This window comes from Streptomyces sp. NPDC057900, assembly GCF_042887885.1.
Classification (GTDB): Bacteria; Actinomycetota; Actinomycetes; order Streptomycetales; family Streptomycetaceae; genus Streptomyces.
In genome coordinates this window covers 239,750-253,680 of record NZ_JBHVOI010000004.1, presented here as the reverse complement: position 1 = coordinate 253,680, position 13,931 = coordinate 239,750, and the positions used below count along the sequence as shown (strand labels likewise).

The 13,931-nt window shown below is 69.0% G+C and carries 15 protein-coding genes, 1 tRNA gene and 1 pseudogene; 8 read left to right on the top strand and 9 right to left on the bottom strand.

Annotated elements, in window-relative coordinates; all coding sequences use genetic code 11:
- Positions 1-16: 16 nt before the first annotated feature.
- The 4 genes from ACFVQ0_RS18740 to ACFVQ0_RS18725 are packed head-to-tail and all read right to left on the bottom strand — an operon-like array spanning position 17 to position 3,522.
- Positions 17-310 carry an acyl carrier protein gene (locus ACFVQ0_RS18740; protein WP_390089314.1) on the bottom strand — a complete coding sequence of 98 codons (294 nt, stop codon included), beginning with the start codon at positions 308-310 and terminating at the stop codon, positions 17-19.
- A gap of 35 nt (positions 311-345) precedes the next feature.
- A complete protein-coding gene (locus ACFVQ0_RS18735; RefSeq protein WP_390089312.1) occupies positions 346-2,121 on the bottom strand; it encodes a fatty acyl-AMP ligase in 1,776 nt (591 codons plus the stop codon).
- A gap of 13 nt (positions 2,122-2,134) precedes the next feature.
- Positions 2,135-2,677, bottom strand: a complete 543-nt coding sequence (locus tag ACFVQ0_RS18730) for a hypothetical protein (RefSeq protein ID WP_390089310.1) — start codon at positions 2,675-2,677, stop codon at positions 2,135-2,137.
- A complete protein-coding gene (locus tag ACFVQ0_RS18725) occupies positions 2,674-3,522 on the bottom strand; it encodes a hypothetical protein (protein ID WP_390089308.1) in 849 nt (282 codons plus the stop codon). Before ACFVQ0_RS18725 ends, ACFVQ0_RS18730 begins: the two co-directional genes overlap by 4 nt.
- A gap of 324 nt (positions 3,523-3,846) precedes the next feature.
- On the opposite strand from ACFVQ0_RS18725, the gene ACFVQ0_RS18720 reads away from it, so the two are divergent.
- The 4 genes from ACFVQ0_RS18720 (at position 3,847) to ACFVQ0_RS18705 (ending at position 6,633) form a co-directional block, all read left to right on the top strand.
- A complete protein-coding gene (locus ACFVQ0_RS18720; protein WP_390089307.1) occupies positions 3,847-4,512 on the top strand; it encodes a hypothetical protein in 666 nt (221 codons plus the stop codon).
- Positions 4,513-4,811: 299 nt separating this feature from the next.
- Positions 4,812-5,585 carry a hypothetical protein gene (locus ACFVQ0_RS18715; protein ID WP_390089305.1) on the top strand — a complete coding sequence of 258 codons (774 nt, stop codon included), beginning with the start codon at positions 4,812-4,814 and terminating at the stop codon, positions 5,583-5,585.
- A complete protein-coding gene (locus ACFVQ0_RS18710) occupies positions 5,582-6,238 on the top strand; it encodes a Fic family protein (protein ID WP_390089303.1) in 657 nt (218 codons plus the stop codon). Before ACFVQ0_RS18715 ends, ACFVQ0_RS18710 begins: the two co-directional genes overlap by 4 nt.
- On the top strand, positions 6,235-6,633 hold the full coding sequence (locus tag ACFVQ0_RS18705) for a DUF5958 family protein (protein WP_390089302.1): 399 nt from the start codon (positions 6,235-6,237) through the stop codon (positions 6,631-6,633). The genes ACFVQ0_RS18710 and ACFVQ0_RS18705 overlap by 4 nt, the downstream gene beginning before the upstream one ends.
- Positions 6,634-6,691: 58 nt before the next feature.
- Here ACFVQ0_RS18705 and ACFVQ0_RS18700 read toward each other — a convergent pair whose 3' ends face one another.
- A complete protein-coding gene (locus ACFVQ0_RS18700; RefSeq protein ID WP_390089301.1) occupies positions 6,692-7,255 on the bottom strand; it encodes a DUF4253 domain-containing protein in 564 nt (187 codons plus the stop codon).
- A gap of 554 nt (positions 7,256-7,809) precedes the next feature.
- Positions 7,810-7,989, bottom strand: a pseudogene (locus tag ACFVQ0_RS18695) (DUF4259 domain-containing protein); the annotation flags it as partial.
- A gap of 294 nt (positions 7,990-8,283) precedes the next feature.
- Between ACFVQ0_RS18695 and ACFVQ0_RS18690 the strand changes: the two are divergent.
- From ACFVQ0_RS18690 to ACFVQ0_RS18675, 4 genes are all read left to right on the top strand, one after another.
- The gene (locus ACFVQ0_RS18690) at positions 8,284-8,676 is read left to right on the top strand and encodes a DUF4265 domain-containing protein (RefSeq protein ID WP_390089299.1); all 393 of its coding nucleotides are present in this window, start codon (positions 8,284-8,286) and stop codon (positions 8,674-8,676) included.
- 225 nt (positions 8,677-8,901) lie between these two features.
- On the top strand, positions 8,902-9,609 hold the full coding sequence (locus tag ACFVQ0_RS18685; RefSeq protein WP_390089297.1) for a YwqG family protein: 708 nt from the start codon (positions 8,902-8,904) through the stop codon (positions 9,607-9,609).
- Positions 9,609-10,844: a hypothetical protein gene (locus ACFVQ0_RS18680; protein WP_390089296.1), complete on the top strand. Its 1,236-nt coding sequence runs from the start codon at positions 9,609-9,611 to the stop codon at positions 10,842-10,844. The genes ACFVQ0_RS18685 and ACFVQ0_RS18680 overlap by 1 nt, the downstream gene beginning before the upstream one ends.
- Before the next feature lie 558 nt (positions 10,845-11,402).
- Positions 11,403-11,798, top strand: a complete 396-nt coding sequence (locus tag ACFVQ0_RS18675) for a hypothetical protein (RefSeq protein ID WP_390089294.1) — start codon at positions 11,403-11,405, stop codon at positions 11,796-11,798.
- Positions 11,799-11,817: 19 nt separating this feature from the next.
- On the opposite strand, the gene ACFVQ0_RS18670 is transcribed toward ACFVQ0_RS18675, so the two are convergent.
- From ACFVQ0_RS18670 to ACFVQ0_RS18660, 3 genes are all read right to left on the bottom strand, one after another.
- A tRNA-Ala gene (locus tag ACFVQ0_RS18670) sits at positions 11,818-11,891 on the bottom strand.
- Between the two features lie 96 nt (positions 11,892-11,987).
- The gene (gene glpR, locus ACFVQ0_RS18665; protein WP_390089292.1) at positions 11,988-13,151 is read right to left on the bottom strand and encodes a gephyrin-like molybdotransferase receptor GlpR; all 1,164 of its coding nucleotides are present in this window, start codon (positions 13,149-13,151) and stop codon (positions 11,988-11,990) included.
- 163 nt (positions 13,152-13,314) lie between these two features.
- Complete coding sequence (locus tag ACFVQ0_RS18660; RefSeq protein ID WP_390089290.1) at positions 13,315-13,929, bottom strand: GNAT family N-acetyltransferase; 615 nt, start codon at positions 13,927-13,929, stop codon at positions 13,315-13,317.
- Positions 13,930-13,931: the final 2 nt, after the last annotated feature.

Sequence of the window (13,931 nt, the reverse complement as noted above, 5' to 3'; positions counted from 1 at the left end):
GGCGGGCGGGCCCTGATCAGGCCCGGTCGCGCTCGGGCTGCCCGCGCAGCACCGCCATCACGTCCTCGGAGAGCTCGGCCACACTCGGCCGGCCGAGCAGCAGTTCCCGCTCCAGCGGGATGCCGCACCAGCTCGACAGCTCACCCGCGAGCCAGGTGCTGGTCGCCGAGTCGACTCCGTACGCGCTGAGGGGCACGTCGGGGTCGATGGCCTCGGGCGCCAGTTCCAGCAGCTCGGCGAGCAACTGGACGACGTGGTCGGCCACTTCGCGCTCGGATATGTTCCGGGGACCGGTTCGTCGGCTGTCCATCTTCACGTCTCCTCCTCGACTTCATCTGCTGGAGCTCATCGGCTGGACCACTGGGCGAGCGGCCGCAGCTGTCCGGCCGCCACCTGCTCGGCACAGGCCCGACGGCGGATCTTGCCGCTGGTGGTACGGGGCACCTTGTTCCTGGCCACCGCGAAGACGCTCACCGGGGTGGGCAGCGCCCTGGCAACCGCGATACCGGCCGCCCGTACGGCCCCGGCCAGCACCTCCTGGTCGCGCTCGGCCGTCTCGATCACGACGGCGACCCCGTTCCGCTCCTCGTCCAGCGGCCAGGCAGCGGCGCGCTGGTACGCGAAGGCGGCGTGGGCTTCGCCGGCCACCGCCTCGACGTCCTGCGGGAAGTAGTTCTCGCCGCCGATGATCAGTACGTCCTTGAGGCGGCCGGTGATGAACAGCTCGCCCCCCTCAAGGAACCCCAGATCCCCCGTGCGTACGTACTGTCCCTCCGCGATTCCTTCCGCCCCGGGGACGGCGCCCTCGGTCCGCACGCCGAAGACCTCGGCCGAGGCGGTCCCGTTGCCCCAGTACCCCGCGCAGTTTCCGGGGGCGCTCACCCAGATCTCGCCCACCACCCGCTCGGCCAGGGGGTGGCGGGTCTCCGGGTCGACGACGCACACGGCGGTATCGGTGACCGCGCTGCCGCAGCCGACCAGCTCTACGGTGTCCGCGGACGGCGTGGCCGGTACGGCCTTGCCCTCCGCGAGAGCGACCCGGTCGTAGTGGCGCACCGGGGTCGGGAAGAGCGGCCTCCCCATGGTGACGATGAGCGTGGACTCGGCGAGGCCGTACCCCGGCGAGAAGACCTCCTCGCGGAAGAAGCTGGGCCGGAACGCCTCGGCGAAGTGGCGCAGCGTCGAGGCCTTCACCGGCTCCGAACCGTTGGCCGCCACCCGCCAGGTGGACAGGTCGATCCCGGCCCTCTCGGCCTCCGGAATCCGCCGCACGCACAGGTCGTACGCGAAGTCCGGCGCGGCCGCGAACACGTCCTCCTCCGCTTCGATGGCGCGCAGCCAGACGCGCGGGTCGCGCACGAAGGCGGCGGGCTCCATCGTGACGGCGGCCGCGCCGGAGACCAGGGGCAGGACGAGCCCGGTACAGAGCCCCATGTCGTGGAAGAGCGGCAGCCAGCTGACCACCGTGGTTTCGGGGTCGATCTCGCAACGGTCCCGCATCGCGCGCTGGTTGGCGACCAGGTTGCCGTGGCTGACGATCACCCCGCGGGGGTCGCCCGTAGAGCCCGAGGTGTACTGGAGCAGCGCGACGGCGGCGGGGTCCGACGCCGCGGGGTCGGGGGCCCGCGTTCCCGGGTCCGCCGGCTGCCGCACGGATATCCAGACCGGTGCGGCCCCGGAACCCGTACCGGCCTCCTCGGCGTCCTCGGCGTCCTTGGCGTCCTCCGGCGTGGACACGAGCACCGCGACGGGCGCACAGTCACGGTGGATCGTCCAGAGCCGGTCGTTGCGGACGGTCGCGCGGTGCCGCGCACCGGTCCGCAGGGGCGGTACCGGCACGGCGATCATCCCCGCGTACAGGCAGCCGAGGAAGCCCACGTGGAAGTCGAGCCCCGGCAGGGCGGGCACGATGACGCGGTCCCCGGCCGCGCCGACCGTCCGCAGGGCGGCGGCCACGGCACGGACCCGGCCGAGCAGCGCGGCAGCGCCCACCCGGTCCGTCCGGTCACCGGCGGAGTCCAGCGCGGTGAAGAGCGGCAGGTCGGCGGTCACACCGTGGGCGCGCTCCATGAGCAGGTCGATGAGGGTTCCGGCAAGGGGCTGCGCGGTCGGACTGTCCACGGCTTCACTCTCCTCAGGTGACATGGCGTGGTGCTGCTTCGCGATCGAGCCACTGGGCGAAGGCGGGCAGGTCCGGCAGGATCACCGTCGAGCAGGCGAGCACGGCGAGGTTCTGCCGCATGGCGGTGACCGTGACGACGGTGCGCCCGGCCCGGAAGGCGGAGAGCATCTCGGCGGCCGTGCCCATGCTGGGCTCGTGCCCCGGGAGCCAGGCCACGCAGACGTCGCTGCGCGCGGCCAGCAGCGTGAGCTCGTGGAACATGTCGGTGAGGTCGACGAGTTCGGGCGCGAGCTCACTGCGGTGGATGGGGCGCGTTCCGGTCAGCCCGGCGTGGGCGGCGCGGATGTCGGCCGGATGCGCCACTTCCCACTCGGCCATCAGCAGACCGGGGTCGTGGATGATGGCGCCGGGGCAGCGGGCGCGGATGCTCGCGGTCAGTGCCGCCCGGTAGGACTGGTCGACGAGGCTCGAACCGCTCCTGGCCCCTTGCATGGTTCCGGCCAGGAAGAACGACTGTGTCCGGTTCACCGCGGGTGGCCGGGGCTCGGCCGTCATTCGTCCTCCAGCGAGTATTCGGCGAGCGCGAGGCCGTCCGGGGCCGCGGCGCGGTGCAGCTCCGCGGCCTTGAACAGGACTTCTTCGATCTCCCGACCCGGCACACCGACGGCGTCCGCGACCACCTCCCGGTCCCGGTCGAACTCCCGGCTGCCCTGCCGGGCGACGGCACCCTGGTTGTCCTTGCTGATCAGCGACCGGGAGTCGCCCCGCAACGGCCGCCCGGCCAGTGGCATTACGAGCTCAGCCAGTTGGCGCGTGCCGGGGTGCAGCACGCGCACCGAGACGCTGTGCTGCTCGGGATGCAGCAGCTGCGGCCGTACCCAGCCGGCGTCCGGCGGGACCTCGGCCAGCACCCGGTCCGGCCGCATCAGGAACGAGCGCGAGATCACCCGGTGGCCCCGGCGAGGACTGAAGCGCAGGTAGTTCAGCCGCACCGAGTCGTCGCCGAGCCGCCAGCGCACCCGCACGCTGCTCGGCGCGGCCGAACCGTCGCCGCGCACCCTGAACGGGTAGGCCTCGACCGTCAGCGACACATCACCGTCCACCGCGTCGGCCCGCTCCAGCCGCAGCGGAAGGCAGTGCATCAGATAGGGATCAAGAATCGTGATCCCGTCCGCGTCACGGTAGACGGCGGCCACGTGCCGTCCGTCGACCCGGTACTCGGCCTCCACACCCACCCGTTCGGCGACGCCCCGCCCGGCCTCGAACGACTGCCAGGCACAGGAACCTCCGTACGCCGACGGCAAGGGACCGTCGCCGAAGTATTCGTGCAGCTGGGACGCGCTGTTGTACGGGTAGGAGGTGAGGAGTTCAACGAGTACGGCCTCCTGAGCCGCACGCAAGGACGAGCCGACGACACCCTTGGAACGAGAAGGAACAGAACCAGCCAACCCGGCCGCCCTGCCTGTACCGATCACACTCATGCTCGGACTCCAAACCCAGCCGTCGGACCGCGGCAGCGGATCGGCTGCCGCCCAGCGACCCTGCGAAGAGTCTGCCGACCCGCCCTGACACAGCACTGACGCCCGAGCGACATCCGTACCGACCCCGGCCCCGCAAACGACGAAATCCGGCCCGATCAAGGTGATCGGACGGCCCCGACGATCTGCTCTGCGTACGCGGCCCCGAGACGCGAACGGCATACGTCGAAGGACAGAATCCACCGCATGACGGCCACCACTTCCCTATCGCCCATCCCGGTCGCGCCTGCCGGCCTGACCGACCGGGCCAGAAGGTTCGTCGAGGTGAACGGCGTTCGTGTTCCTCAACAGGGCCTCGGCCAGCGCCGGGAGAAGTGGATCGAGCACGGGGTCCCGGCCGTAGAAATCGACCGTGCCGCAGCTTTCCAGAACCGTTGGGGCGGCCTTGCGCTGCCGCCTGCCCCGTTCTACGAGGGCGGTCCGCGCATCCTGGGCACCGACTGTCCCGAGGGCCCGGCCGCCGAGGGCTGGCTGTTTCCGGCAGGAAGCTGTCGGGTGTCCATGGCCTACGGATTCATGATCGGCTCCGACGGCGCCTTCGGGATCGACGCCTACCGCTGGACACCGCTGCATGCCGGCACCGACGGATGGGTGGAGTCGCTGGCGCTCGCCGCCCATGCCGGTCGCTGGGCCAGGACCGTGACGAGGATCAAGGGGAAGGCCGTCGAGTCACTGGACCTCGTCGGGTTCGAGCCGGTGCCTGAAGTACAGGGCGTGACGGACACCTGGTGGCGGGGCAAGGACTCACTCATCGCCCTCTACCGGGGCGAGGCTGTCGGCATGGACGCGCCACGATGCCTCGAAGCCCACGTGTACGGCGGCCTCGACAAGTGGGGGCTCCACGGCGGCTGACCGCCGACCCCGCGCTCGGCCACATCGGGTGACTGCTCCAACAACCGTGCCAAAGAATTCCATTGCTTCTGCGAGTACTTCACGGATCACAGTTGGCGGCAGCAGGCTTGACCACCCACCGAGGAACTCAAGCCGGGCGGTGGCAGCTCGAACCGTACGGCGCCCACCGAACCACCCCCACGTACTCACCGGGACCTCCTGACGGGCCCAGTAACGACGAAATCCCGTCCGATCGAAATGATCGGACGGGATTTCGTGAACCGTTCACGAGTGTCTCTGACCAAGCGGGACGGAAGCGGTTGAAGATCGCTTCCCAGTTGGCCAAAGATCGTTTCCCGGTGATGGGGCAGCCACTCGATATGGAGTGGAGTCAGGGCGGCCACGCAGGGCAGAGTGGGACGGTGAGTGAACTGTGGGCACATACCCTGACGTGGGCAGATGTGGATCCGGCTCGGCATCCGTTCGAGATGGACGACGATGCGGCGGAGGAATTGGCGAGCCTTGTAGCGCCCTTGCTGCCCAGCGCTGACGTCGCTCGCAAGGATCGCTGGCGTTCGCTGGATCTCGTCACCGAGTTCCTGGCGGGCCGGTACGGCCGATGGGCCTGCGGATGGAACTGGTCGGTCGGTGAGGGTGACGTCGACGGAGGTGTCGTCGGGGTCTGGTGCTGTTCATCCCACTCCATGACGACCCCGGATGCGACTGCCCCGCTGGTTGTTGAGGCTCTCCGGGAATGGCGTGACTGGCTGGAGGACCTGGCGGAACGGTTCGCGGCCCTGGCCCCGCCGGAGAACACCGCGGTGTCTTCAGCGGACCTCTGGTACTGGGAGCGGGCGTGCACGCGCCTGGTCACCGTGGTGGCTGACCGCACCCAGGCCGAGAGCGGCTGGTACGGACACTGCATGCAAGTCCTCCGATGGTTCCTCGCCTACAACGGCATCAACGAGGGCCAGGCCGAGGAGATCGTCAAGAACGCGGTCGGCGGCCGGTTCGGCAGCTGGATCGCACCTGACGTTCCGGTGGTCGACGCGGTGAGTTCGCGGTTCGCCAGAGGCGTGGGTGGCATCAGATGACTTCCGGGCCCGGCCAAGCGAAAGACAGCCTGGCCGACTGGCTGCTCATCCGGCCGGAGATCTCCTGGCCGTCCTGGCGCGGCGCACGCCTCATCTCGGAGGCGCCGGCCCGCGACGGCTTCCGGAATTTCTACGTGGCATCGCGAGGCGGGCAGGACAGCGAGGGAACCACGCGGGTACTGACCGCCCTCGACTTGGCCTTCGCCGACGCGGAGCAGGCCAGATCGCTGACCTTCGCCCTCATGGCGAAGTGGCAGCGGACCGTGCTGGGCCACGACCTCGTCGGTTTCCGCACAATGCCGGCCTTCGCGAAGGGCGGACGGGAACGCTACGGCCTTGCACCCGATACGCAGGCCCGATTCGAGCGATGCCTGTCCGAGAGCGCTCAACCGGATCTGGCCGTCCCGTCACGCGCTGCCCGGACCTACCTCGACATCCTCTTCTTCCATCCGTTCCAGGACGGCAACGCGCGCGCTGCCATGCTGGCGTTGGCCTTCGTCCTGGCGCGGGAAGGCATCCCACTCGACCAGGTTCACCCACTCCAGACCACGCGCTGGGCCGATGACGCCGAAGGCGCGGCCGATCTGGCGGTGCTGCTCGGAGTCCTGATCGCCGCTGCGGAACGGCGTCTGACCCGCGGGAGGCAGTCATGAACGAACGCGACGTCCTGCTCAACGAGCTCGCGCAGGGGCTGCGCCCCATGTCAGAAGGCATCGAATGGTTCGACAGCCTCGGCCAGGAAGAGCAGTCCGAGGCGCTGCTGTTCCTGTGCCACCACTGCGTCCAGGCGCGCGCAGTCACCGAGGACGCACCAGAGAGCATCCGCCGTTCCGGGCTGCGCCCGACGCATACGCCCGCAGTGCTGATCTCACGAGGCCGGATCGACGAGCAACTGGGAAAGATCGCCGGTCTCATGCCTCTCGACGAACGCCGTAAAGCGTTCAGGCTGTTGATCGCGGTGCTCTCGATCGCCGACGCGCGGCGCCGCGAGCGCTTCTGCTTTGGCGGCTGCAGTCACTGGTGGCACAGACTGCCGTCCGTCGCCTGACAGCCCAGCGCCGCACTCTGAAGGCCACTTCCCGGTCGAACGTCCTCTGGGTAGCGGATCAGTCCCACCAGAAGTCCCAGTGGCGGGCCCTGGTGATCCGCTCGGCGTATGCGGCCAGTGTGTACGGCCTGCTGCCCTGCCAGATGTTGTCCGGGCAGAAGGCGAAGTGCTCGGCCGCGACTAGGAGAGCCTCGTGCTCGTCCATTGGAGGCGAGGCGATGCTGAGGTGCAGCGTGGAGAAGCCGACCGCGACGACACGAGCACCGAACCGGTGCTCCCAATCCCGGACGACCGCAGAGAACTTCGCGGTGTCGTTGTCGTAGTTGCAGGGCCCGGACCAGCCCGCGACAGTCAGCGCCTCGGCACCGGACTCTGCGATGACCAGCCCGAGACGTGTCTGGGGGTGGTCGGCAAGGAACGCCTGCGCGTACTCGGCGGCCAAATGGTCGGGACGCGTTACGATCTCCCGCCGGGACGCGAGGCCGGGCCATGTCTGCCCGAAGGGGGCCGTAACGGCAAGGCGCCTGTCGGTATCGAGCATGTCGTCTTCGTGGACGGCCGTATAGGTCGTCCACCACTGTGCGAGGAGGCCGACAGGGTCGTGGCCTGTCGGCGAGGACATCTGCTCAGGGAAGACCTCCCCGGATCCCCATGGGCGGAATTCGCTGTCGCTCGGATCCAGCGAGTCGAGCAACAATGGCCACAGGCCGGAGCGTGTGTGCTGGGCATGTATCCGCATCCACAGCTCGGCCGTTGTCGGCCCGTCGCTGAGCCACAGGGGCTGTACATCTCCGTCGCCCTCATCGGACGTGACCATCCGACCGAGCGGAAGCATGCCCTCCAGACCCATTCTGGTTCCAGGGTGCATGGGGCGGATGCTGGCGCTTTGACCAGGAAGTATCACTGGGAGGGTCCCACGAGGTGACGTCGTCCGGCAGACGAAGGAGGATCACGTCCCAGCTCATGGTGGCCTTCCGGGTTCGAGTAGCGGTTGTGGTGGGTCAGAACAGGCTGAGCTGGTCTCCGGGCGGCTCGGGCAGGAGCACGTTCTGCGGCCGGGCGAACGTTCGCCCGCCGGAGTCCGCCGTCCGATTGCGCCCATAGGTCCATCAGCTCGGACGGCTCGGTCATGAACCGCTCAAGGGCGTGCAGGGCGAGGTCGCGGAGAGGGTGAGATCAGGAAGGGGCTCTTCCGGCCCATAGACCCGGATCGGCCGGATCGCCCCCAGGGCATTGCGCGGCAACGAGGACAGCCCCAGCCACGGCTCGCTCAGACCCGGGTGCTTCCAGATAGCCCGCGGTATCGATCACACGGGTCAAGGTGCTGCGAATCAGGCGCGGGCGCTCGCCTGCGGCCGCCTCATCAAGTTCGCCGCAGAAGTCTGCTGCGGTGTCGTTGTCGAAGGGGCCGACGTCTCAAGTACCCATGCTCTCTTCCGATCACGATGTTGACCGGGGCATCCTGACAGAGGCCACTGACAGCACCTGCGCAGCCCGAGGGATGCCGATGAGCTGACTGGCATCGCCGTCACCCTGGCGCTGCTCCAGGACACGACGTTCACCTCCTCCATCGTCCGGATTCGGTGACCTCTTCCGTCCGCACTCCCACGTCCGATCACGTGGATGTGGCGGGGATGATGCCTGTGGGCCATGGACCTCGGCGACGGCACTGTGCGGCTGGACAACACCCCGTGGTTCGTCCGTGGCGTCGCCAACGACGACATCATCCGGGTTGAGATCGACGATGAGGGCATCCGCTGGGCTGGAGAGACGGTCCGAGCTTCAGAGAACTGCACGATCCGGCTGATCGTGCTCAAGGACGGCGGATCAGCCGCAGCCCGGCGGAGCGTTCTGGACATCTTCCACAAGCTCGGCACGACAGGCGAAGGTATCGAGAGATTCCGGATGGCTGCACTGGATGTCCCGCCAGGGGCGGACCTGCCACGGATCCGAAAGCTCCTTGAACACGGTGCGACAGAAGGCTGGTGGCACTGGGAAGAAGGGTGCGTTACCGCTGCTTGGAGGTCCACGGCCACGAACTGAGCGGCTGCGCGTGCTGCTGGCGGTCCGCCGAGGTCTCTGTCAGTGGCGCCGTGCATGATCGGGCGCATGACACATGGTTCCCGGGATGCCCTTCGCTCTCTCGCCTTGCAGCATCTGTCGCCTGAGGTTGCCGAGAAGTGGCTCGGTCTGCTTCGCCCTGGTGCGCGCCTGGAGGTAGCGGCCGGCTCTGACGATGGCGTCGGTCGGCTCGGCGGCCTCCCGTCCTTGCCAGTCGATGCGGAGTGGCCGGTGTGGGACGGGCACGGCCCGCTCTCCCTCGTCGCCTCGATCGACTGCGCGCGCCTGCCGGCGGCTGCGCTGGACATCGACCTGCCCGCGGCGGGGACACTGCTGTTCTTCTACTTCGATGGGCAGTTGGACGACGGCGAGGCCCTCGTACTGGCCGAGGACCGGGAGAGCTGGGCGGGCGCCCGCGTGCTCTATGTGGCGGCTGACGAGGAGGTGGCGGAGCATGAAGCGCCTGCAGGGCTCAAGCAGTATCCGGCGGTGCCGCTGACCGGTCGAGTGGAGGTGACGGCGACCGAGCCCTGGCATCCGTCCGTCCGGGCCGCCTTCGCCCCGGACGCCCCACTGGGGAACCGGTACGACCACCCCGTCTGCTCGCAGGAGTTCCTCGACGCGCTGTGGGAGTTCGATGATCAGGTAGGGCATCAGATCGGCGGCTACCCTCACTCAGTGCAGAACCCGGTCGAGATCGAGATCGCAGAGGCGGTCCTGGACGGCGAGGTGTCCTGGGACGACCCGCGGCTGTCCGAGGAGGCGGGCAACTGGGTGCTGCTGGCCCAGTTCGACAGCGAGGACAGCGCGGACATGATGTGGGGCGATGCCGGAGCCCTGTACTGGCTGATCCGCCCCGAGGATCTGGTCGAGCAGCGCTTCGAGCGGGCGATGTTCACCTGGCAGTGCAACTGATGACGGCGACACCTCCCGCCTGGGGAATCCAGTACACGCTGTGCCTGCCGAGTGAGGACGCTGCCCGCGCCGCCGCGGCCGAGCTTTCCGGGATGGGCCACCGTCTGACGGCAGTGCGCGTCCACGATCACTACCGGTTCGTTCCTTCGAGCTTCTGGTACGGAAAGCCGTCATGGGACCCGGAGCTGGAGGGGTGGTGGCAGGTCTTCTCGCTGGCCGTCCACAGCGGGTACGAGCGTATGGCTCTTGAGCCGTTCTTCCGGAGTGAACGGATTCGGGTGGCCGACGTGGCCCGTGCCCACGCCGGTTTTCAGCAGGGGTTCAGCGAGGGCCATGCTGCGACTCTCGAAGAAGTCTTCCAACGGGACGGCCTGGTCCATGAGCAGGCCGGCGCCGACGTCGCCCTTCCGAGCCCGCTGCCCGAGGATCCCGCGCGACCTCCGGCCGGTCCGCCGTGGAAGTGCGTTGAGATCGGTGAGCCCGCAGTGCTGGTCCGGGCCGTGGTGGCGGTCGCAGAGCGCATGTACGGCAGCTCGGAGGATGCTCCGGATGCCGTGGAGTGGCTACTTGATGAGGAGTTCGCGTTCGGCGAGCCCTACGGGTCAACGGGCGATTTGCTCGGCGATCTCGCGGATGCCGTGGCCCACCAAGGCACCTGCACCGACACCACCGTCGAGGCTGTCCCATTCCTCATGGAGCTGGTCTGCGACGACAGCGTCGCGCCCGGCAGCCGGCTGGTTCTGCTCTGCGACCTGTTGCGGCTTGCTGCTTCGGGGCCGGCCGCAGAGGTCTCCCTGGCCGATCGCATCACCGCGCTCGGGTGTGTCTGGGAGGAGTCTGCAGCCGAATACCTGACCCGGCGGGCCATCGGCAGCGAGCTGCCGAGGCTACTGTCCCGCTGGGAAGACGAGAGCGACGCTGCCCGATTCGCTCTCGCCTCCCTCACGGCGCTCTGTGGCACTCGTGACCAGCGCGCACTCTCAGGGCTGGCCGCGCTCCCGGCTCCAGCAGGCAGCTCCCGCGCCGATGTCGTGTCGCTCGTGGCAGCCCTGCTCAGTGACGACCGAGAATGCTTGGTACCTGCCCTGAACCGGCTGAGCTCCTGGCAGCCCCGCGTTGCAGAGGAGGCAGTCAGCCCGAGCGTGGATCCTCAGACTCTGGGACTGGCCATCCTTCCGAACCTCGTCCTCGAAGACGTGACGTCAGGAATCGCAGCAGAGCGTGATCTGCCATAACTGTTAAGGACGTTAAGAATTACGACTGGCATCGCAGACACGCAGGCCAGGGGTGCCAGCCGTCAGGCGCATGCTCCGCGGTACCGCAACTGCCGGACTTTGTTGGTCATTTGGCTGCCATGCACGACCGCAGCATCCAGGGCAGTTGGCAAGGAACAGTACTCATCGACGGCTCCCTCGCCTGCCCACACACCCCCAACGCCCTGGCACAGGCCACTCACGGCATGGACGACAAGACCTTCCGCCGACGGCTCGACGACCTGAAGCCACTGGTCGCCAACGGACTGCCCTACTTCCTCAAGCTCAAGCAGAACGCCGACGCCTGTGGAACCGTGCGCCTGCAACGCCCGGCGGCCGGACCGTCCCCCTCGGTGAACTGTCCACGCCGAGAACGCCTCCGCCCTGCACCACCGGCCGCCTCGGGCCCGCCTCAGACCGTGATCAAACTGGCGGATCGCCGCTCCCGCGCCAGCCACGCCTCGGCTCGCCCGACCATCCTGCTCCCGGACAGAGAGTGGACGGACCCTCCCGGCAAGGAAGCGCTGCCCGCCGTCTGCGGTGCCTCCGCGCTCAGCGTCCCCGCAGACGGCGGGCGGAGACCTGAAGATCGCCAAGTTCCGACAGGACAGCCACTACCTCAGCCCCGCCCGGGACCGGATCCACCAGCCGATCCGCTCCCACAACGAGGGCCTCAACGGCCACCTCAAGGGCGCCTACATGGACATCGGCAACCCCCTGCACCGCCGAGCACCCGGCCAGGTGGCCCAGACGATCCTCATCGCGATCATGGTGGCCATCGGAATCCTCGACATCCTGGACACCTGGCTCTACGAGCCGCCACACCCAATACGCCGCCACCCATCACCCCGAGCAGGCATCGAACGACCTTCAAAACGACGAAGATCCCGCCCGATCTTCCGATCGGACGGGATCTCGTCACCATTCCTGAGCTAACTCAAGAACAGCTGTGCGGTGGACCTGTGGGGATTTGAACCCCAGACCCCCTCGATGCGAACGAGGTGCGCTACCAGACTGCGCCACAGGCCCTTGCAACGAGTGAAACTTTAGCACCCTCCAGGGGGTGCTCGGAAATCCGGCAGGCGCTGGTCAGCCGAGTCGGCGTCGCGGCGCGCGGCCGGGGCCTCACTCGTTGGCCGCGCGTGGGCGGTCGTCCTCGTCGTACTGGTCGAAGAGAGGCGTCCGGCCCCGGTCGCGGGAGCGGCGGGACTGGCCGGTGCGCTGGCGCGGTGCGGGGTCCACGGAGGGTGCCGAGGGGCGCGGGGTGGCCGGCTGGGCGGGTTCCGCGGTGCTGGAGCGGGCCGCGCTCCAGGTCTCCGGGTTGCCGACCTCGACGCCGCCCGTGGCGCGCGGGGCGACCGGGGCGGTGACGTACGTCGGCAGCGGGACCGGGACCGGCTCCCAGCTGTCGCCCTGGACCCGGCCGCGTTCGCGCTGCTGGTCCACCCACTCCGCGTGGTCCGTCTGCTCGACCAGGGCTCGGCGGCCGGCCTCCTGCGGGGAGACCGTGGGGGTGGGCTCGGGTGCGGGGTGGCGCGCTTCGGGGTCCTCGTCGGACTCCGGGGTGGCCGTCGTGGCGGGCTGGTGCCTGCGCGGGCGGTTCTCGCGCAGGTGCTGCGCCGCCACCTCGGCCCGTCGCCGGTCCATGGTGAAGGCGAACCTGCGCCGCTCCTGGGCACGCAGATGCACGATGTACGTGCTCAGCAGCACCGCGGGAACCGCGGGGGCCCAGAGGAAGCCGAGGCCGCCGACCGCCGCGACGACCGCGCCGAGCGTGAAGCCGATGAAGAGGACGACGGTGGTACGCCGACGGCGTGCGAGTACCTGGGTGCGCTGCGCGCGCCGGGCTCGTTCGGCATCGATGCCACCGGGGCGCGGGCGAACGCGCCGGGCGGGTGCGGATACGGGGTCGGGGCCGGCCGGGGCTGCCGGGCGGTCCCGGCCCTGCCGCTCCTTCGGCGCGCGCTCCGGCGTACGGGCCGGGTCATGGACCCGGGCCTCGGTGTGCGCCGGGGGCGCGGAAAAGTTCCGGACGTCGACGGAATCCATTCGGTCCGTGTCCGCGTCCGGGTCGGCGTCGGGCGCCGCCTCACCGTCGGTGCGCTCCTGCAACCCCTTGGCATACCGGCGCTCCATCGCCGCCCGTCCGGACAGCAGCCGGATGGCGGTGCTGAAGCGTTCCGTCGGACGGGCTTCGTTGAGCTCGTCCTGCCTGCGGAGCCACATCGGTACCAAGTAGGCGGCCCAGGCCCCGACGATGACTGCGTAGATGAGGCCGCTGCTGCTCACATCTCACACCGTAGAGGGGTTTGCATGGAGGCATCCGCCAATTGGCGCGGTGTGTCGCACGATCCTGCTGATATCAAGGACTTTTTTTGTGATTGTTCGGATCAACAGTCGGTGTTTGCCCGCCCGGTAGCGGTCAAACAGCGATCAATTTCGAACACATATTTCATTTAGTGCGATGTTCAGGCTGCTCCGGTCTGGCCCGCTGCCACCTCCGGAGCAGGCCGTCCGGCACCTCCTCCGCGGTGAGCGCGTAGATCAGATGGTCCCGCCACGCGCCGTCGATGTGCAGATAGCGGGGCCGGATCCCCTCCTCGCGGAATCCCAGTTTCGCCACCACCCGCCGGCTGGGCGCGTTCTCCGGGCGAATGCACACCTCGATCCGGTGCAGTCCGACCGTGCGGAAACAGTGGTCGACGGCGAGGGCGACCGCGGTCGGCATCACCCCGCGCCCAGCCACCTCCTGGTCGACCCAGTAGCCGACATGGCCCGAGCACATCGAGCCCCAGGTGATCCCGGCGACGGTCAGCTGGCCGACCAGCCGGCCCCGGTACTCGATGGCGAACGGCAGCATCCGCCCGGCGTGGGCCTCGGACCGCAGATGGCGGATCATCTGCCGGTACGTGGGGCGCTGGGCCACCGGGCCGCCGGGGGCGGGCGGCGGCACGGTCGCCTCCCAGGGGCGCAGCCAGTCCCGGTTGCGCCGGTTGACCTCGCGCCACATGGTCTGGTCGCGCAGCTTTATCGGTCGGAGGGTGACGTCGCCGTCCACCAGGGTCACCG

Bases quoted from the DNA above. Each gene is read 5' to 3' on its own strand.
- ACFVQ0_RS18740 (WP_390089314.1), bottom strand. From the start codon at position 310: ATGGACAGCCGACGAACCGGTCCCCGGAACATATCCGAGCGCGAAGTG.
- ACFVQ0_RS18730 (WP_390089310.1), bottom strand. From the start codon at position 2,677: ATGACGGCCGAGCCCCGGCCACCCGCGGTGAACCGGACACAGTCGTTC.
- ACFVQ0_RS18720 (WP_390089307.1), top strand. From the start codon at position 3,847: ATGACGGCCACCACTTCCCTATCGCCCATCCCGGTCGCGCCTGCCGGC.
- ACFVQ0_RS18710 (WP_390089303.1), top strand. From the start codon at position 5,582: ATGACTTCCGGGCCCGGCCAAGCGAAAGACAGCCTGGCCGACTGGCTG.
- ACFVQ0_RS18705 (WP_390089302.1), top strand. From the start codon at position 6,235: ATGAACGAACGCGACGTCCTGCTCAACGAGCTCGCGCAGGGGCTGCGC.
- ACFVQ0_RS18700 (WP_390089301.1), bottom strand. From the start codon at position 7,255: ATGTCCTCGCCGACAGGCCACGACCCTGTCGGCCTCCTCGCACAGTGG.
- ACFVQ0_RS18690 (WP_390089299.1), top strand. From the start codon at position 8,284: ATGGACCTCGGCGACGGCACTGTGCGGCTGGACAACACCCCGTGGTTC.
- ACFVQ0_RS18680 (WP_390089296.1), top strand. From the start codon at position 9,609: ATGACGGCGACACCTCCCGCCTGGGGAATCCAGTACACGCTGTGCCTG.